The organism is Desulfofarcimen acetoxidans DSM 771, from assembly GCF_000024205.1.
GTDB classification, from domain to species: domain Bacteria; phylum Bacillota; class Desulfotomaculia; order Desulfotomaculales; family Desulfofarciminaceae; genus Desulfofarcimen; species Desulfofarcimen acetoxidans.
The window spans coordinates 3,289,178-3,308,511 of the sequence record NC_013216.1; the positions used below are offsets into that span (position 1 = coordinate 3,289,178).

Annotated in this window: 19 protein-coding genes; all 19 read right to left on the minus strand. The window is 44.5% G+C overall.

What is annotated here, in order from left to right:
* Positions 1–213: 213 nt before the first annotated feature.
* Entirely contained in the window at positions 214–1,224 is a 1,011-nt protein-coding gene (gene cbiB, locus DTOX_RS15005; RefSeq protein ID WP_015758536.1) for an adenosylcobinamide-phosphate synthase CbiB, read from the minus strand.
* A gap of 10 nt (positions 1,225–1,234) precedes the next feature.
* Positions 1,235–2,782: a cobyric acid synthase gene (locus DTOX_RS15010; RefSeq protein WP_015758537.1), complete on the minus strand. Its 1,548-nt coding sequence runs from the start codon at positions 2,780–2,782 to the stop codon at positions 1,235–1,237.
* A 19-nt stretch (positions 2,783–2,801) separates the two neighbouring features.
* The gene (gene cobU, locus DTOX_RS15015) at positions 2,802–3,368 is read right to left on the minus strand and encodes a bifunctional adenosylcobinamide kinase/adenosylcobinamide-phosphate guanylyltransferase (RefSeq protein WP_015758538.1); all 567 of its coding nucleotides are present in this window, start codon (positions 3,366–3,368) and stop codon (positions 2,802–2,804) included.
* Between the two features lie 193 nt (positions 3,369–3,561).
* Positions 3,562–3,834 carry a hypothetical protein gene (locus DTOX_RS15020; RefSeq protein ID WP_015758539.1) on the minus strand — a complete coding sequence of 91 codons (273 nt, stop codon included), beginning with the start codon at positions 3,832–3,834 and terminating at the stop codon, positions 3,562–3,564.
* A 72-nt stretch (positions 3,835–3,906) separates the two neighbouring features.
* The gene (locus DTOX_RS15025; protein ID WP_015758540.1) at positions 3,907–4,734 is read right to left on the minus strand and encodes a PHP domain-containing protein; all 828 of its coding nucleotides are present in this window, start codon (positions 4,732–4,734) and stop codon (positions 3,907–3,909) included.
* A gap of 34 nt (positions 4,735–4,768) precedes the next feature.
* Complete coding sequence (locus tag DTOX_RS15030) at positions 4,769–5,770, minus strand: dipeptidase (RefSeq protein WP_015758541.1); 1,002 nt, start codon at positions 5,768–5,770, stop codon at positions 4,769–4,771.
* Between the two features lie 89 nt (positions 5,771–5,859).
* On the minus strand, positions 5,860–6,120 hold the full coding sequence (gene spoVS / locus DTOX_RS15035; protein ID WP_015758542.1) for a stage V sporulation protein SpoVS: 261 nt from the start codon (positions 6,118–6,120) through the stop codon (positions 5,860–5,862).
* 153 nt (positions 6,121–6,273) lie between these two features.
* On the minus strand, positions 6,274–7,047 hold the full coding sequence (locus DTOX_RS15040) for a TIGR00282 family metallophosphoesterase (RefSeq protein WP_015758543.1): 774 nt from the start codon (positions 7,045–7,047) through the stop codon (positions 6,274–6,276).
* Between the two features lie 12 nt (positions 7,048–7,059).
* Positions 7,060–7,590 (minus strand): hypothetical protein, encoded by a 531-nt coding sequence (locus tag DTOX_RS15045; protein WP_015758544.1) that lies wholly within the window; start codon positions 7,588–7,590, stop codon positions 7,060–7,062.
* Positions 7,591–7,836: 246 nt separating this feature from the next.
* A complete protein-coding gene (gene rny / locus DTOX_RS15050; protein WP_015758545.1) occupies positions 7,837–9,372 on the minus strand; it encodes a ribonuclease Y in 1,536 nt (511 codons plus the stop codon).
* 611 nt (positions 9,373–9,983) lie between these two features.
* A complete protein-coding gene (locus DTOX_RS15055; protein WP_015758546.1) occupies positions 9,984–10,442 on the minus strand; it encodes a regulatory protein RecX in 459 nt (152 codons plus the stop codon).
* A 28-nt stretch (positions 10,443–10,470) separates the two neighbouring features.
* Positions 10,471–11,502 (minus strand): recombinase RecA, encoded by a 1,032-nt coding sequence (gene recA, locus DTOX_RS15060; RefSeq protein WP_015758547.1) that lies wholly within the window; start codon positions 11,500–11,502, stop codon positions 10,471–10,473.
* Positions 11,503–11,633: 131 nt separating this feature from the next.
* Complete coding sequence (locus tag DTOX_RS15065; RefSeq protein ID WP_015758548.1) at positions 11,634–13,253, minus strand: DEAD/DEAH box helicase; 1,620 nt, start codon at positions 13,251–13,253, stop codon at positions 11,634–11,636.
* A gap of 4 nt (positions 13,254–13,257) precedes the next feature.
* The gene (locus DTOX_RS15070; protein WP_015758549.1) at positions 13,258–14,520 is read right to left on the minus strand and encodes a competence/damage-inducible protein A; all 1,263 of its coding nucleotides are present in this window, start codon (positions 14,518–14,520) and stop codon (positions 13,258–13,260) included.
* Positions 14,521–14,652: 132 nt separating this feature from the next.
* Complete coding sequence (locus DTOX_RS15075) at positions 14,653–16,134, minus strand: AAA family ATPase (protein ID WP_015758550.1); 1,482 nt, start codon at positions 16,132–16,134, stop codon at positions 14,653–14,655.
* Complete coding sequence (locus tag DTOX_RS15080; protein ID WP_015758551.1) at positions 16,118–16,678, minus strand: hypothetical protein; 561 nt, start codon at positions 16,676–16,678, stop codon at positions 16,118–16,120. The genes DTOX_RS15075 and DTOX_RS15080 overlap by 17 nt, the downstream gene beginning before the upstream one ends.
* Positions 16,679–16,831: 153 nt before the next feature.
* Positions 16,832–17,377 (minus strand): CDP-diacylglycerol--glycerol-3-phosphate 3-phosphatidyltransferase, encoded by a 546-nt coding sequence (gene pgsA / locus DTOX_RS15085; protein WP_015758553.1) that lies wholly within the window; start codon positions 17,375–17,377, stop codon positions 16,832–16,834.
* The gene (gene rimO / locus DTOX_RS15090) at positions 17,374–18,714 is read right to left on the minus strand and encodes a 30S ribosomal protein S12 methylthiotransferase RimO (RefSeq protein WP_015758554.1); all 1,341 of its coding nucleotides are present in this window, start codon (positions 18,712–18,714) and stop codon (positions 17,374–17,376) included. Before rimO ends, pgsA begins: the two co-directional genes overlap by 4 nt.
* Before the next feature lie 25 nt (positions 18,715–18,739).
* On the minus strand, positions 18,740–19,237 hold the full coding sequence (locus tag DTOX_RS15095) for a YajQ family cyclic di-GMP-binding protein (RefSeq protein ID WP_015758555.1): 498 nt from the start codon (positions 19,235–19,237) through the stop codon (positions 18,740–18,742).
* Positions 19,238–19,334: the final 97 nt, after the last annotated feature.

Here is a 19,334-nt window from a genome sequence, read left to right on the forward strand (position 1 = left end):
CACTTAGTTTTGTTATACTGATACAACAATTAGCGGCATTTCGCAGGGTTGGTATGCACTGCCGGGGCTCTAAGTTCGGTTACCCAAAATGTGTCTAAGAGCCGTTAGCCTGCACTACGCCAGTCACTCCGGCGGGATAACCATAGTACACCCTTACATTGTTTGTTATCAACAGTTATTTGGAATATTACTTAAGAATATTGTAGAATCGCTTTAAAGAGAATAAATTTTAGTAAATACTGTAAGCAAAACAGCGCCGGACAATACTCCCAGAGCAGAGGCAGCATACATAAGCTTAATTGTCTCCGCTATATGTTTGGCCTCCAGGGGCACTAATTCCTCCCCCATATAGGCTCGTAAAGAGACCTGCCCGTGGTAGGAATTCAGTCCGCCCAAGCGGACACCCAGGGCACCTGCTACTGCTGACTCGGGAATGCCGCTGTTGGGACTGGGATGACCGGCGGCGTAAGTTTTTATCGTGTGATAAGCCTGCCCGCTGTTGTAGCCCAACAGGGCGCTGGCAGACAACAGCAGGGCACCGGCCCAGCGGGCGGGCAGAAAATTGGCCAAATCATCCAGACGGGCCGAGGCCCAGCCCAGGTGCAGGTATTTTTCATTCTTGTAGCCTACCATGGAATCCAGGGTATTGACTGCTTTATAGGCCATAGCCAGCGGGGCTCCTCCCAGGAAAGCATAGAATAGAGGAGAAAGCACTCCGTCAACAATATTTTCCGCCACAGTTTCTACTGTGGCTCTGGTCACACCGGACTGATCCAGTTTTGCCGTATCGCGTCCAACAATCCAGCCTACTTTGACACGGGCCTCCTGCAGATTTCCGTCCAGTAAAAGACGGTAAATCTCTCTTCCGGCTCCGGCCAAACTTTTAGCCGCCAGGGTCGTTGAAAGCAGCCAGATTTCCACTGCCTGGCCCAAAAGAGGATTTATGCCGGTGCAAGCTTCCACAATCAGACGGGTAACCGAGTAAGCAGCAGCAACCACTGTGACAGCCAGCAATAATCCCGCCAGGCGCAATGCTGCGGGACTTTTGCATAACCTAAAAAAAACTGCTTCCAACCAGCTGATCAATTTGCCGATTATGACCACCGGATGAGTCAGCCAGCGCGGGTCTCCTATCAGCAAATCCAGGAAATATGCCGCAACTACATTGATTATGGTTATATTTAATACTGTTGTATTGAAATCTGTGCCAGTTATTCCGGTCATCACACCCTCCTTATTTAAGCGGGCCGTCCAAACCGAGCATAGCATAGATTTTTTTCATATCCAGGCTTGTCCTGACTACTTCCGCCAGCCTGTCATAATCCTGCTGCCTCTGTTCCCACACACTCAAGCCTTTGGGACCTGCATAGGGCGGGAGTCCTTTTCTTAACCGCAGTTTATTAACACAATGACGCCGGAAGTCCTCCTGATCAAAAACACCGTGAATATAAGTACCCAGCACCAGCCCGCTGCTGTTTACAGCCCCGTCTGCAAAATCAACCTTTTCCCCCGACCTCATGCGAATATTAAAAGCCGGCATGGCTCCTTCCAGCAGTTCTGTCTGTCCCATATGAATCTCATAACCTTCAACTCTCCAACTGCCGGCTTCGGCTAAAAAAATACCGGTGCCGCAGGCTGCTGCCTCTACCTGGGTGGTAGTTTTCTCAGGTTCAAAAGTGGTTGCCGTATTCAGTAAACCCAAACCGGGCATAGAGGAAATGTTTGATTCTGTATGCAGAGGATCATGGAGCTCTTTGCCCAGCATTTGAAAACCGCCGCAGATACCCACCACCGGAGTGCCTGCCCCGGCTCTGGAAATGATCCTGCCCGCCAAACCGCTGTTTTGCAGCCATAACAAGTCTTCAATAGTATTTTTACTGCCCGGTATAATGATCATATCCGGGTGGCCCAACTTTTCCGGCTGCCTGACATAGCGCAGGTTGACATCCGGCTCGTTTTCCAGCGGGTCAAAATCAGTAAAATTAGATATATGAGGCAAATGTACTACTGCTATATCTATTTCGGCCTCCTTTTCCCAGCGACCGGCGCTTCGTTCCATGGAAACCGAGTCTTCTTCCTGAATACGCAAATCATGAAAATAAGGAACCACGCCCAGAACCGGCTTGTCTATCTTCTGCTCCAAAAAGTCCACTGCCGGTTGAAAAAGAGCTACATCCCCCCGGAATTTGTTTATAATGATACCTGCCACCCTGTCGCGATCCTCCGGTTTGATCAGTTCAAGAGTACCCACCACGGAAGCCAGGGCTCCGCCTTTATCAATATCGGCCGCCAGCAAAACCGGTGCTCCGGCCATAGAGGCAATCCTCATATTGACTATCTCAGTATCCTGCAGGTTAACCTCAGCCGGGCTTCCCGCACCTTCAATAACAATAATGTCATATTTGCTGCGCAGCCTGTCCAATGCTCCCTCTATAATATCCAAGGCGCTTAAAGTGTAACCCGAGTGATACTTGGCAGCGGACATGTTGCCCAAAGGCCTGCCCAGCACAATTACCTGTGAAGAGGCCTGGCCTGTAGGTTTGAGTAAAATGGGGTTCATATCAACATCCGGCGGCAAACCACTGGCCTCGGCCTGCACCACCTGAGCCCTGCCCATTTCCCCACCGTCTGCCGTGACAAAAGAATTTAGAGCCATATTCTGCGACTTAAACGGGGCAACCTTATAACCGTCCCGGTAAAAAATACGGCACAGGGCGGCAACCAGTATGCTCTTGCCCACGTGGGACGCCGTTCCCTGCACCATAATAGTTTTTGCTGACATGAAAAACGCCTCCTAAAAATCAATACTCTGCTGCTAAAGACTTCAATTCCACCGGTATACCGGCAACGGTTAAATAAACCTCATCAGCATGGAAGGCCAGCTTTTGATTGGCCAGTCCTACAATATCACGGTAAAGCCTGCTAATCGGATATTCCGGCACTATGCCCTGTCCCACCTCACTCGAAACTACCAGCACATGGGCAGGAACTGAAAGGGCTGCCTGCACCAGTTCATCAACCCTGTTAATAATACAGGCTTCTTTTTCCTCATCTGATTTTCCGCCCATCAGTGAATCATCCAGCAATAGATTAGATATCCAGAGAGTTAGACAATCCAATAAAATAACTTCGGCTGACTGCCCGGCATGCCTGAGCACACGGGGTATATCATGAGTTTCCTCAATTGTCTGCCAGTGAGCCGGACGCGCTGAGCGGTGCTTTGCCACCCGGCGCAGCATTTCTTCATCCAGAGCAGCTGCCGAGGCAATGTAAACTACACTTCCCCCTATTTTTTTAGCCAGATGTTCGGCAACACTGCTCTTGCCGCTTCTGGAACCACCCGTTACCAGTATCAGTTTTCCCTGCATTTTGCTTTATTCACCTGTCCTTGTGCAATGCTCGTCCAAATATATAAAAAATTAAAATTCCTGCTATTAGCGCAGGAAAAAGTAATTAAAATAAACACCTTTATTCTACGCTGCAAGATTGCTTCAATAATTTTCAACATTTAATATTATATCATACATTATATCGACATAATTGCATTAGATCATTGATGTATTACTTAAAATCCATATTTCCTGAGACAAATTCTTCTAACCGCACCCTCAAATCCATTATCTGTCTATTTTTTTTCAATAAGAATTTGGCGTATCTATAGTTGCTAAGCTGCAGCTTGCGGTTCTCTTTCTCCAGTCTGGTAACAGAACCTGATTTCTCCCTCTCTAATTTTTCCACCAGATTCATTAATACTCTGCGACTGAGCCTTAATTGCTCAACTTTCTCTTCTAATTCATGTACCCTTCTTTGCAAATAATTGATATCACCAGTCATTCAAACACCACCTTGAAGCTTTATCACAATAAATATATGACAATGGTGCTGTTCTTAGAATTGCTGCAAATATCAAGAGCAGTTCAACCTGGCCCGTTCTTTTAACTGCTCTACCGCCGAATAAGAAACCGTAACCGAACCCAAAGGGCTTCTGTCAAAATTTTGCACCCCGTGGTAATCAGACCCACCGGTGATAATGAGACTATGCACTCTGGCCATCTCTAAAAAAATACCGGTTTGAGCCAGATCATGACTGGGATGATAAACTTCAATACCCTGCAATCCGGCTGCAACCAAATCACCCATCACCACAGCTGCGCAGTCCATACCGGGGTGAGCCAATACGGGCACACCTTTAGCGGATACAATTAACTTTACCGCTTCTACCGGGCTGAATTTAAAGCGCGGAACATAAGCGGGCCTACCCGACCCGATAAATTTTTCAAAAGCCTCACCCATGGAGGAGACAAACCCTGCCTCCAGTAAAGCCTCAGCTAAATGAGGGCGGCCCACAGCTCCGCTTCCCGCGATAGCAAAAACCCTTTCACGGGAAATACCTATACCCATATCAATAAGTTTATTTACCATTTTTACTATACGTTCTACTCTGGCCCTGCGAAACATGTTTAAATACTCCAGCAGCTTTGTATCCTCTATGTCCATGTAATAGCCCAGAATATGTACCTCACCCAGCTCATGCACTGTGCTCAGTTCGACACCGGGCACGATATCAATATTTTTGTCCCGTGCCTCTTTTTGGGCCGGCAGAATGCCTTCCAAAACATCATGGTCTGTAATAGCAATTGCCTCCAGACCTAATCGCCAGGCACGCTTAACCACTTCCTCCGGTGAATCCGTACCGTCCGAAGCAGTAGTATGCACGTGCAGATCAACCGCCATATATTATCACCTTCATAATTTTATCTACTCTATTTTACCTTAAAATCTTTCTGATCACCCGTAAAAAATTGCCTCCCAAAAATTTTTTTATGTCTTCCTCACTATAACCCCTTTGCAGCAAGCCCTCTGTAATACAGGGCAGTCTGCTGCAGTCCTCCAAACCGGGAACTGCCGCGTCTATACCGTCAAAATCAGAACCCAGGCCAATGCAATCAACTCCGGCCAGTGCGGCAATATGATCAACATGATCAAGAAAGCTGTCCAGATCAGCCCCGGCAGCACTGATAAACTGCGGCACAAAACTGAGACCTATAACACCTCCAGCCTTCTTTAAAGACAATATCTGCTCATCAGTTAGGTTTCTTTTGTGCCGGCAAAGTTTTTGACAATTGGAGTGGGAAGCAATCACCGGAGCGGCAGATAACTCCATAACTTCCCAGAAACCTTTTTCCGCCAGATGAGAAACATCTATCAGCATACCCAGACTGTTCATTTCACGCACCACTGCCCTGCCGAAAATTGATAAACCGCCCGCCGCGCTGCCCTCACCCACACCGCAGGCCAGATCATTACGCCCGTTCCAGGTTAAAGTCAAACTTCTTACTCCTAAACGGTAGAGCATTCTCAACACATATAATTCTCCCATCAAAGCCTCACCGCCCTCAACAGTTAAGAAAGCCGCAATCTTTCCTTCAGCCAGAGACCGGTCCAGAGAAGCATTATCCTTAACAGGCAGCATAATGGCTTCATTTAGCTTAGCTTCACGATAAAAGAGATCTATTATTTCCAGAGTCCTGGTAAGCGCAGTATATTTGTATTCAGGAGCTATGAAAGCAGCAAAAAACTGTACTTTTATTCCGCCTAATTTGAGTCTCGGCAGGTCAATATGCCCGCAGCTGCTCAATTCACCCAGAGAACGACTCTCTTTCATAAGTGCGGTTATGGTATCACAATGCGCATCCACAACAATACTTTCCCGGTGCAGCGCTTGAGCTGAATCCCGAATTTGCAAATAAACTCCCCCCTTAGCCATCATAAGCGTAATTTCTCAGATTAAAATTAATAGCCTGTTTATTCTGAAAAATTAGAATAAACAGGCTAACTAAGTAACTGGTATATTCATAACTATCTGGGTTCTACAATCAACTTAATTGCTGTCCTTTCCTCACCGTCAATCATAATATCAGTAAAAGCAGGTATACAAATTAGGTCAACTCCACTGGGTGCTACAAATCCTCTGGCAATAGCTACTGCTTTAACTGCTTGGTTTAATGCCCCCGCACCGATTGCCTGAATCTCGGCATTGCCCCTTTCCCTGAGTACTCCTGCCAGGGCCCCGGCAACCGAATTCGGGTTGGATTTTGCTGAAACTTTTAACACGTCCATGCATCGAACCTCCTCTTCTTAGGTGAAGAACCTGAATCTGTACAGTTCCAGAACTTCTGTAAGAAATTATATTCGCTAAGTAAAATAAAATTCCTTTTTAATATAAATGTTTTTATAAATTTTTTTTTAAAAATTCAAAATATTATCAGTTTATTATAGGTTAAAGATCCTCTCTATTTTCTTAGCCCTCCCTGTGTCAGTATCCACATCTATGTAAACGGCATTAAGCTGAGCAGGCCCACTGGCGACTTCCATGCGCCTGGGCTGCTGGGTTAAAAACTTTTCCAGAACTACATCCTTATCTACCCCAATTACAGAATCCCTCGGCCCGGTCATACCGATATCCGTAATATAAGCAGTACCTTCAGGTAAAATCCTTTCATCTGCTGTCTGTACATGAGTATGAGTACCGCATACGGCGCTAACTCTTCCGTCAAGATACCAGCCCATAGCTATTTTTTCAGAAGAAGCTTCGGCATGAAAATCAACAATTACAATCTTGACATCAGGAGATAATTGCCTCAATAATTCATCAGCCTTGCGAAAAGGGCAATCCAGAGGGGACATATATACCCTTCCTGACATATTTATTACGCAAACAGCCGCGCCCTCCCTGACAAAAACATTCATGCCGGCTCCGGGAGCACCGGGCGGGTAATTGGCAGGACGAATAAGCCTGGTTTCCTGTTCAATAAAATTGTACACTTCTTTTTTATTCCAAACATGGTTTCCCATGGTGATAACATCAATTCCCGCAGCAAAAAGCTCCCTGGCTATATCCCTGGTAATACCGTTGCCCCCCGCAGCATTCTCACCGTTGGCAATAGTAAAATTTATACCCAATTCCCTTTTTATATGGGACAAATCCTCCTTTATAACATTGCGACCGGAACGGCCCACGATATCCCCAATTAACAAAAAACGCAAATTCAAGTCCCCCTATTTATTGAATACCAGTACCCTGCCTTCTTCCCGAAAGGCATACCAGTGTTTATTATCCGATTTAATCTTTAGATTTTGCAGCATCTGCTCTATAATTTCTTCCTGCATTATTAAATCTTCCTCAAAATAATAATTATTATTATAATCTGTAACAAGATAATCGCAAAAAAGATCGTAAAACAACTGAACAGTTAAGCCTATTTCTTCCCGCATCAAAGTCTCTATATCCCTTTGAATTTCTATCAGTGTGAACTGATCAAATTCCTGTTGTCCAATTGAGATTAATTCCGGTTCCCTGTCTTCTAAAAAATTATATACCTCCAGACTGTCGGTAACCTTGCTTGTCATTATTTCTTTCGTTATATTATCCAAATTTTTCTTTAGAATAAAGGTCATTTTTAACACCTGCTGCTCCGGATCAAAAATAATTGTTGCCACTTCCGGATAGCGAACGAGTATGGAAGTTATCAGGCCGACACTGTCGGACATGTTATCCTTGATCTTATATTCTTTGCTCAAACCTTTCACCCGCTTTCCCACAGCGCTAGAAGCATACTACATACCGATCCTTTTATAAATTCTGTTTTATTTATTTATTTCCTGCTTTATTATGACACATTGCATAATTTAATATCTTCCAAATAAGGAGAAGCAAGAAAGTCGCTTTAAGCGGCTTTCTTGCAGCCAAAATCATTAAAAGCATAATTTCCCGGACTACAAAGAAATGACTCCGAAGAGTCATTTTCTAAAAAAATATAAATTATCGGTCTAAAATTACTTGGCATAATCAATTACACGAGTCTCCCTGATTATAACCACTTTAATCTGTCCCGGGTAATCCAGATCATTTTCGATTTGTTTTGTAATATCACGCACCAGGCGCACAGCACCCAGATCATCAACCTTGTCCGGATGAACCATAATACGAATTTCACGGCCGGCTTGAATAGCAAAAGATTTTTCAACGCCTTCAAATGAATTGGCTATTTCCTCTAACTTGTGCAAGCGCTTAATATAGGACTCCAGAGTTTCACGCCTGGCTCCCGGTCTGGCTGCGGAAATAGCATCTGCCGCCTGTACCAGTACGGCAATAATGGTTTTAGGTTCCTCATCACCGTGGTGGGAAGCAATAGCATGTATAACTTCCTGGCTTTCACGGTATTTCTTGGCCAAATCAACACCAATGGTTACATGGGGACCCTCCACTTCATGATCCATAGCTTTTCCTATATCATGCAGCAAACCGGCTCTCTTAGCCAATTTTACGTCCACACCCAGTTCAGAAGCCATCATGCCTGCCAGGTGGGCAACTTCAATAGAGTGTTTTAAAACATTTTGTCCATAACTGGTTCTAAATTTAAGCCTGCCCAGCAGGTTAATAAGTTCAGGATGAATACCATGCACTCCGGTATCAAAGGTAGATTGCTCACCGGCGTCACGTATTTGGAAGTCCACTTCCTTGCGAGCCTTTTCAACCATCTCCTCAATCCTGGCCGGGTGTATCCTGCCATCAACTATTAGTTTCTCCAAAGCAATCCTGGCAGTTTCTCTTCTAATCGGGTCAAAACCTGATAATATTACCGCTTCAGGTGTATCGTCTATGATCAAGTCTATGCCTGTAAGTGTCTCAAAGGCCCGGATATTGCGACCTTCACGACCGATAATACGGCCTTTCATTTCATCATTGGGTAAAGGAATTACCGCTACAGTAGTTTCGGCCACATGATCTGCCGCACATCTTTGAATAGCCAGTGAGATAATAGCCCGCGCCCTTTTCTCACCTTCTTCTTTAGCCTTAGTTTCAATATCTTTAATCAATATGGCGGCTTCATGTTTCATTTCCTTTTCAATATCGGACAGCAAGATCTGACGGGCTTCCTCAGAAGTCATACCAGAAATTCTTTCTAATTCACTTAGTTGACGATTATAAATTTCACCTATTTCTGTCTTGACAATATCAATTTCGTTTTCTTTCTTGATTAAGGAATCTTCCTTTTTCTCAATGGCTTCGGTTTTTCGATCCAGGGTTTCTTCTTTTTGAACCAGCCTGCGCTCCAGCCGCTGCAATTCGGACCGGCGTTCCTTATTTTCCCGCTCTACCTCATTGCGCTGCTTTAAAACTTCTTCCTTGGCTTCCAAAATAGCTTCCCTTTTTAAGGACTCTGCAGTTTTTTCCGCGTTATCAATAATTCTTTTTACTTCTTCTTCCGCAGTGGCTATTTTTGCTTCAACCACATACCTTCTGATAAAATAACCAATAATAAAGGCAACAACAGCTGCCGGTAATGCGATTAAAAGATTCTCAAACAATAATTTTCACCTCCCACGTTTATTATCTGTTATTATCATTTTTTAATAAGAAAGTCGCTTTAAACGACTTTCGAGCGGCTGCAGGCACTCATACTCGCCGGGAATTATGCAACACTAACCTTGCTTATAAAACATAAACTTGTACTTCATTTAAAAATGACCTGTCCGCAAATCCATCATAAGCATAATTTCCTAGAGTACAAAAAAAACACCGAGTAAACTCGGTAGAAAATTAGCGATACTCCTGAATTTAAAGCGGGCACGAAAATACCCCGGTAAGACGGGATCCTTTCTGTTTAAGAATTGAAAACTAATTCTCGTACTTCTCCGGTGTGTCTCCAGTAACCGGGACACTAATTATGGTTTTATGGGTGGTTTCTTATTATTCTCATTTAATTAGCTTGTCTGCAAAATTCGACATGCTATAATTTGACATAATAATACACACTAAAATACCGTTTCATGGTATTAATAATTCCCCTATTTAAGCCATAATCTCTCCAAAATAATACAATATTATATTTTCTCATCTATATTAAGCCCATTACAGCAGTATCAATTCTATTTTCTCCCAGTGATATTGTACAGATTTTTTTAGTCCATGTCAAGGCTTAGAGGCCTTTACCGTGTATATTATTGCATATAGTTATAATTACACCGGCAGAAAAACCGCGACGCTGCAAAAAAGAGGCGATTTTAGTCGAAGTGCAATTTATATCAGTAGAAAACTTTTTTCTTACCAGTTGCAAAGCCATATTATATTCATCATTTTCGTCAATTATATTGACGGCCTGTTCAATAATATCCCTGGCAACACCCTTCTGCTGCAGTTCCCATCTTAAACGTCTGCGTCCAACAGGTTTCAAAGCAAGGCGGTCATTTACCCAACTCCCGGCAAAGTCGCGATCATTAATATAATTATACTCCTTTAGAAAACCCATTGTCTCTTCAATTACAACTGCTTCGAATTCCGCTTTGCGCAGCCTGTTTCTCACTTCTTCTTCTGATCTCCTGCGATAACTCAGCAGGTTTAAAGCATAGTGTTTGGCCTTTTCAAGTTGCCCCGGCATTTCTCTTCATCCCCGCTAAACTGTAATCCTACACAGACAAATCACTTTGCTCCGGACCGGCCGGTTGTTGCGGAGCCACATTTACCAGAGCCCGCACCTTTTGTTCAATTTCCCGCGCCATCTCCTGCTTTTCTTTCAATAAATCCTTAACATTTTCCCTGCCCTGGCCCAGGCGCTCATTATTATAAGAATACCAGGCACCGCTCTTATTAATAATATTGAGATCAACAGCCACATCCAGCAGTGTGCCTTCACGGGAAATACCGGTTCCAAACATAATGTCAAACTCTGCCTGTTTAAAAGGCGGAGCCATCTTATTTTTCACGACTTTAACTTTTGTGCGATTACCGGTAAAATCAGCACCCTGTTTTATAGGCTCACCTTTACGCACATCCAGCCTGATTGACGAGTAGAACTTTAGCGCCCTTCCCCCCGGAGTTGTCTCAGGATTGCCAAACATTACTCCTACTTTTTCTCTCAGTTGATTAATGAATATGATTGTGCAGTTGGATTTGCTGACCACACCGGTAAGTTTGCGCAGGGCCTGCGACATCAAACGGGCCTGCAAACCTACATGTGAATCACCCATATCACCTTCAATCTCCGCCCTGGGCACCAGAGCGGCTACTGAATCCACCACAATAACATCAACCGCCCCGCTGCGCACCAGAGCTTCGGCAATTTCCAGCGCCTGCTCACCCGTATCAGGCTGGGAAACCAGCAAATTTTCAATATCTACGCCCAGTTTTTGGGCATAAGTCGGATCCAGGGCATGCTCCGCATCCACAAACGCTGCCATCCCCCCATCTTTCTGGGCTTCGGCAACTACATGCAGCGCCACAGTTGTTTTACCGGAAGACTCAGGCCCGTATATCTCAACAACTCTGCCCCTGGGAACACCACCAATACCAAGAGCAATATCAAGAGATAAAACACCTGTGGAAATAACCTCCACATTCTTTGCCGGAGACTCGCCAAGTTTCATAACAGCCCCTTTGCCGAACTGCTTCTCAATATCGGCCAGAGCGCGTTCCAAAGCTTTTTGCTTGTCTTGCTGCATCAAAAATGAAAACCCCCTTTCTTAATGCAAAACATTTGTTCGCGTTAATTATATTTTTTACCAATGATATCTGTCAAGCAATAATTAACTGCTGCAATGGGCTAATCATGCAGCACATATGCCGGAGTAGCTCAATTATTTCTCCCTCGTGCCGGCTCAACACAGATACGGCGACCTTTGATGCTCTGCTTGTTCAGGCTGCCAATAACACAATTAGCCCATTCCTCAGGAACCTCGGTAAAGGTAAACTTCTCATATATTCTGACATCCCCTACCATGTGTTCAGGAATACCTGTCTCTTCACTCAAAACCCTGACAAGCTCACCGGGCGAAATATTATCTTTGCGGCCAAGAGTCATGAATAATCTGACCATGCCCGGACCCGCCCCGGTATCATAATAGGCAGGGGATGACTCAGTTTTCTCAATATCATCACCTGTTTCCAGGTCATAACCCAGCTTCAGGGCTGCCGCCGCTATATCAATGGGATCATATTCATCTACCAGCGGATCAACCACTGAACGGTAATAAGCCAGGTTAGAATCTTCAATAACTCTGATTAATTGGCTCTTGATCATTTCCTTGCGGCGTTCCGTTAAATCAGCCAGGCCAGGCAAATGCTCCCGCTTGACGCGTGACTTGGTGATTTTTTCTATTAAACGCAGCTGGCGAAAATCCCTGGGACTGACCAGAGAAATAGCCATGCCGGTTTTCCCTGCCCGGCCGGTGCGCCCGATTCTATGCACATAGAATTCAGGATCCTGGGGCACATCAAAGTTAATTACATGGGATACATTCTCTATATCCAAACCGCGGGCCGCTACATCGGTAGCCACCAAAAACTCCACCTGACCCGCCTTAAACTGGCGCATAACGTGATTGCGCTGGTACTGGCTCAAATCACCGTGCAATCCGGCTGCCTGGTAGCCCCGCACCTGCAGCGAAGCCACCAGCTCATCCACGCCCCGCTTAGTCCGGCAAAATATAATGGCCAGAGAAATATCCAGTGCATCCAACAGGCGGGCCAGAGCGTCCAGCTTAGTACTCTCTCTGGTTTCATAATATACCTGCTCAATCAAAGGCACTGTCAAATTATTTCTGCTCACAGTAATAAACTCGGGACTATTCAAGTATTTTCTGGACAGTCTCAATATTTCTTCCGGGATAGTCGCAGAAAACAAAAATGTTTGCCTGGTCGTCGGAGTCTGGTTTAATATAGCTTCGATATCTTCAATGAAGCCCATGTCCAGCATTTCATCCGCTTCATCCAAAACAACCGTGGCAACTTGTTCCAATCTAAGAGTACCACGGCGCAGGTGATCCAAAAGCCGTCCCGGGGTGCCTATAACAATCTGCACCCTTTGCTGCTTTAGAGCCTTAATCTGCCTGTCTATAGACTGTCCGCCGTAAATAGGCAAGGCACGTATGCGGCAGTATTTGCCGATATTGGAGATTTCCTCGGCTACCTGAATAGCCAACTCCCTGGTTGGAGTTATAATCAGGGCCTGTACCCCGTTTCGCCGGCTATCAATCTTTTCTAAGACAGGAATAGCAAAAGCAGCGGTTTTACCCGTTCCGGTCTGAGCCTGGCCGATTATATCCTTTCCTTCCAGTGAAATAGGAATTGTCTTTTGCTGAATGGGAGTGGGTTCTTCAAATCCCATGTTTACTAAAGCCTGAACAATGCGGCTGTTTAAGGTCAGCTCGCCGAATTTTGCCGCTGCCTTATTTGGTGTATTTCGTAATGCCATATACTTAACTCCTCTTTAATGTACTCATATTTTCTTTATCTGATAAATAAAGTTTAACCATATTTAAGGCCATATTAGACACCCCGCGCCGGATTGACTCTCTCCTGCCGGCAAAATTAAACTTTCCGCACCAGGCGTCTGTCCTGTCTGCCAGTGCAATATAGACCAATCCTACGGGCTTTTCATCACTCCCCCCGTCCGGACCGGCAATACCGGTAACAGAAAGGCCCAAATCAGAGCCAATAAGATCACGCGCGCCTTTGGCCATAAGCAGGGCAGTTTGTTTACTGACCGCCCCGTAGCGCTCCAAAATTTGAGCCGGTACACCTAAAACTTTTTCCTTAACCATATTACTGTAGGCAACTACACCACCCAGCAGGTAGTGTGAACTGCCGGGAACAGCGGTTAGCCTACCGGCTATTAAGCCACCCGTACAAGATTCTGCCAGGCCAATAGTTAAACCTCTTCCCAGCAGCAGGCTGCCTACAAGCTCTTCCGGAACATCCTCATCCCTGGCGAAAATATAACCGCCTAATCTGGCTTCAACCTTTTCGGCCAATTCAGCTACCAGTCTCTTAGCCTCCGGTTCAGCGGCTCTGGCACTGATGCGCACCTGCACTTCACCCGGCATAGCTAAAAAAGCAATACCGGGATTTTCAGCCAGGCATAAATCGCTCAAAATATCCTGTACATCCGGTTCGGTAAGACCTGTCAGCCTAAACAAAGCAGTTAGGGTCACCTCACCTTGCCCCAAGGATTTTACCAGATAAGCAGGAACGAATCCTTCAAAAGTAGGGATTAATTCTTTAGGCGGCCCGGGCAGGCATATAATTTTTTTCGTGTTCCTCTCAATCAAAATTCCCGGCGCAGAACCGACCGGATTGTCAAAAAGCCTGGCACCTTCCGGAAAAAACGCTTCTTTACGAATACATTCCGGAATACTCCTACCTCGGGTAATGAAATATGACCGCACCTTTTCCAGAACAGCCTCGTCCAAAACCATGGACAAACCCAGCACTTCCGCTACCACCTCTTTGGTCAAATCATCGGTAGTAGGTCCCAGGCCACCTGTTATAATAATCAAATCAGAACGGAGCAAAGCAGAACAAAAAACTTCCGTCATCCGTTCACGACTGTCGCCCACCGCAATATGTAAAAGGGTCTCTACTCCCATTTTGGACAATTTTTCTCCTAAATAACGTCCGTGAGTATTCAATACCTGGCCGTTAAGCAGTTCCGTACCTGTAAAAATAATTTCAGCTCTCATATACTGCCCCCACACAAAAAGTAACCCAACATATAACAAATTGAAAATTGGCCGTCAAAAAACAAATTTTCGACGGCCTTACAATATTATCACACATACGATCATTTTTATTCAGGTCATCTTTTACTTTATTCAAGCAGCTTTTGCCCGGACTACCCGCCTCAAATAATCACCGGTAATTTTTTCCTTATCCAGCAAAACATCAACGATCTGCAGCAGTAAATCCTTCGATTGCTCCAGGTATTCCCTGACCCTGTTCTCCTGCTCTCTGATAATAGAAGTAAGCACCTTATGCTTTAAATCCTTCGGTATATCCTCCAGAGATACCACACCTAATTCCGACATGCCTGAACGAATAATCGTATTAGCTGCCTGTACCGCATGCTCAAAATCATTGGCTGCACCGGTACTGCGGTGGCCCAGCATCAATTCCTCCGCTACGGCACCGGCCAGAGTGACAGCTATCCTATCTTCCAGGTAATCCTTGGTATACATATAACTGTCATTCTCGTCAGTCTGACGTATATATCCCAGAGCGTCACCCCTTGGTGTAATTGTAACAGTAGAAACCGAGCCAGGACGAACCATTTCACCAATAACAGCATGGCCTGTCTCGTGAAAAGCTACACGTTTTAATTCACTGGCTGAAGGTTTCCGATCCAGTTTAGCACCCATCATTACTTTATCAACAGCCTCCAGAAAATGACAATAAGAAATTGCCTTGGAACCTTCACGCATGGCCAAAATCGCCGCTTCATTGGCCATGCTTTCCAAGTGAGCGCCGGAAAAACCGAAACATTCCTTGGCCACGCTATCCAGACATACATCTTCCGCCAGAGGTTTATTACCGGTATGCAGCTTCAATATCTCTAAACGACCGTCTTTATCAGGCAAATGCACCTTAACCTGCCTGTCAAACCGGCCCGGTCTGGTGAGAGCCGTATCCAGCATATCAGCACGATTGGTTGCCGCTAATACAAGCAAGCGCACACGGTCATCCACTTTCATACCGTCCATCTCACACAACAACTGGTTAATTGTTTGGTCATACTCCATATGACTGCTGGTTGAACCTCGCTTGCCTCCCAGCACTTCAATCTCATCAATAAAGATAACCGCGTTATTTTTTTTCATTTTTAATGCCGCTTCTCTGGCAGACTGAAAGAGTTTCCTTACTCTTTGGGCACCCACACCGGCATACATCTCAATAAACTCCGAGCCACTGGCAGCTAAAAAGGCGGAATCAGTGTAATTGGCCGCAGCTTTGGCCAGCAAGGTTTTTCCTGTCCCGGGCGGACCGGTTAACAAAATACCTTTAAGCGGCCTGATGCCCATTTCCTTGATTTTATCAAAACTCTTAATAAAGTCCAAAGCTTCCCTCAGTTCATTGATAGCTGCATTCTGACCGCCTATATCGGAAAAAGCCACTTCCGGGCGGGATAAAGAGGCAACTGTTGTCTCAAAATTGCCGCTCAGCAGTCCTTTACTGCGCACAAAATAAAACATGGCCGCCAAAGCGGCTAAAATAACCATTAAAGGAATAATATCATAACCGGCTATAGCTAAAAAAACCAGAAAAGCTAAAAGAAAACCCAAACTAATTTCCTTCAGCATTAAAAAGCTCACCTCCGGCCATTGCTGCTGATGAAGAAGGATTTCTTGGTACAATTTCATTTAATTCGTGGTTGTTGTGTTTCATCTGAAGATAAATATTGTCTCGATCAATAAAAACTTTCGATTCAACGCCTAGAGCAATACTTTCTTTATTTATTACGGCAGCCATTTCCTGATAGGTTCCCCTGCTGATAGCCTGATAAATGGCATACTGGCTGTTGTAATAGGCTTTGATCAGTTCACTGTCCCTATCGTCAGTCAACTTCAGGATAAAAGGCTTTTTACCCATGATAGCATCCAATTTAGTATAGAGCTTTTTATAATCCTCCATCAGGTTAGGTGTGGACATTCGTACTTCTATCAGCAGTTGATCATGCTTATCGTCAACTTCGTAGGATAGTACAGCTTTGTTTTCACTCAAAGAGGCAACTAAAGGCTGTTTATAATTATATTTTTGGTATAACCACTGGCAACCGAAAAACAGGGAAAGTCCCAGCAAAAGACTCAAAACTACTACTGGAATTCGGAGACCATGCAATTTCATACTACCATATCTCCCTTTCCGTCTGAAATTATTAGTATCACTTGATTATACCACGTATTTGCATAAAACTCCTTATGAAACGGTTACCACAAAACCGAAATCCATATATTTTATTATTAATCAATTGCTCAGATAAAAGCTTAATGGCGGCAGTCATATCCCTTCCTTCTTGAGAAGATGCCAGGAGCGCACAATATAATCGACACCCGACCAAATTGTAAAAAGCACCGCTAATCCCATAGCTATATTTCCTATCGGAACTTCAATCATATTGAAAGGAAAATCGTGTAAAAACATAGCTACTATAGCAATAATCTGAGTAACAGTTTTGATTTTTCCCAGCTTGCTGGCTGAAATCACAGTGCCATCCGCTGCTGCCACAGCCCGCAAACCGGTTACCACCAGTTCCCTGCCAATAATCAAAACCGCTATCCAGGCCGGTATAGTACCCAGTTCAACCAGGGCTATCAGCGCGGCTGAGATCATTAGTTTATCAGCCAGAGGATCCATAAATTTACCCAAACGGGTAACCATTTTTCTCTTCCTGGCAATATACCCATCCAACCCGTCAGTACTGGCAGCTAAAATAAAAACACCGGCGGCAATATAATCTCCATACGGTACCTTCAATGACAAAATAGCTAAAAAAACCGGTACAAGAAATATTCTGGTTACGGTCAGCCGGTTAGGTAAATTCATCTGGTTAACTCCCCTATCAGGTCATACTCGTAAGCTTTTTTAATAAGTACCGGAACAATTTCACCTGCTGAAAGCTTCTCTTGAGTCTCTACAAGCACCTTTCCGTCAATACCGGGCGCGTCAAACTCGCTCCGGCCGGTATATGTAAAATTTCCCTCTTCCTTATTTCGAGCAATACCCTCTATTAAAACAGAGACAACACTTCCTACTTTTCGCCTGTTATTCTCCAGAGAGATTTTTTGCTGCAGCAGCATAGCCCGTTCATAGCGATCCTGTTTGATATCCTCAGCAATCTGGTTATCCAGTGCAGCAGCAGGAGTATCCTCCTCAGGAGAATAAACAAAAATACCTACCCTGTCAAATCTTATTTCCTGCATATAATCAAGCAGTGTTTGAAAATCAGCTTCAGTCTCTCCCGGAAAACCGACAATAAAAGAAGTACGCAGCGCTATACCGGAAACAGCCTGGCGCAACTTCTCAATAAGCCGCCTGTTTTGCTCCGCTGTCCCGCTCCTGTTCATACTCAACAGTATAGAATCACTGGCATGCTGCAGAGGGATATCCAGATAACGGCAAACCTTCTTCTCAGAAGCCAGAACATCTATCAATTCCGGTGTAAATTTACTGGGATAACAATAGAGCAGCCTAATCCATTCTATATCGTTAATCAGAGTTAATTCCTTGATTAAATTAGATAAAGAAAACTTCCCATACAAATCAAAACCGTATTTTGTCGTATCCTGAGCTATGAGAACAGCTTCCCTGACACCCTGAGCGGCCAAAGCGGCAGCTTCTTTTTTAATTGAATCAATCTTTCGACTGAGAAAACTTCCGCGAATACCGGGTATGGCACAATAGGAGCACTTGTTGTCACAGCCCTCGGCAATTTTCAAATAAGCAGTATAGGGTGGTGTAGCCAATATTCTCGCTGTTTCTGCAAAAACATATTCCGGCGCCCCAACTTCCCGCACTCTTTCCCCGGCCAAAACACGCTCGATTACCGAAACAATTTGCCCGATGCTGCCAATACCCAGAATTCCGTCTATTTCTGGCATTTCTTTCAGCAGTTCGGGAGCATATCTCTGGGCCAGGCAACCTGCCACCAAAAGAGCCCGGCATTTGCCGCCCAACTTAAACTGGGCCATTTCTAAAATAGTATTAATTGCTTCCTCTTTAGCCTCTGTAATAAAACCACAGGTATTAACAACCAGAACCTCCGCATCCTTTTCACGATTGGTAATAGAATAACCGGCCCGCTTCAAGAAACCCAGCATAATTTCAGTGTCTACCAGGTTTTTTGCACAGCCAAGACTGACTATGCCAACTTTTAAAGTCATATAAAAAATGTCTTCCTTCCCTGTCCTAAAAAGTTCTGAAATTAACAAATTGAATGGGCATGCCTAAATCTTGCTCTTTAATCAACTGCATGGCTGCCTGCAAATCATCACGGTTTTTACCGCTGATTCTAACCTGATCATCCTGAAAGGCAGACTGTACCTTGATTTTACTGTTCTTTAAAGCCTTTGTAATAATTTTGGCCTTATCCTTGTCAATCCCCTGTATTAGATCGGCCCTCTGCCGCACAGTATTGCCGGCTGCCTCCTCAAGTTTGCCATACTTTAATGCCTTTAAATCTATACCCCGCTTAACCAGTTTGGTTTCCAGAACATCCTTGGCATTTTTCAACTTAAAATCATCATCGGAAACAATGGTAATCTGATCGTTTTCAAAGCTAATTTTCGTCTTGCTGCCTTTAAAATCAAAGCGGTTATTTATTTCTTTGACAGCTTGGTTAATCGCATTATCCACTTCCTGCAGGTTAACCACTGATACAACATCAAAGGAATTGTCCTTAGCCAAAATGCTTCACCAACCTCTCACATTATCAAGTCTTTATTATATCATAATATGATATCATATCAAAGGCGATAAGAGTAAAGTTTCAGTAAGTTTATCA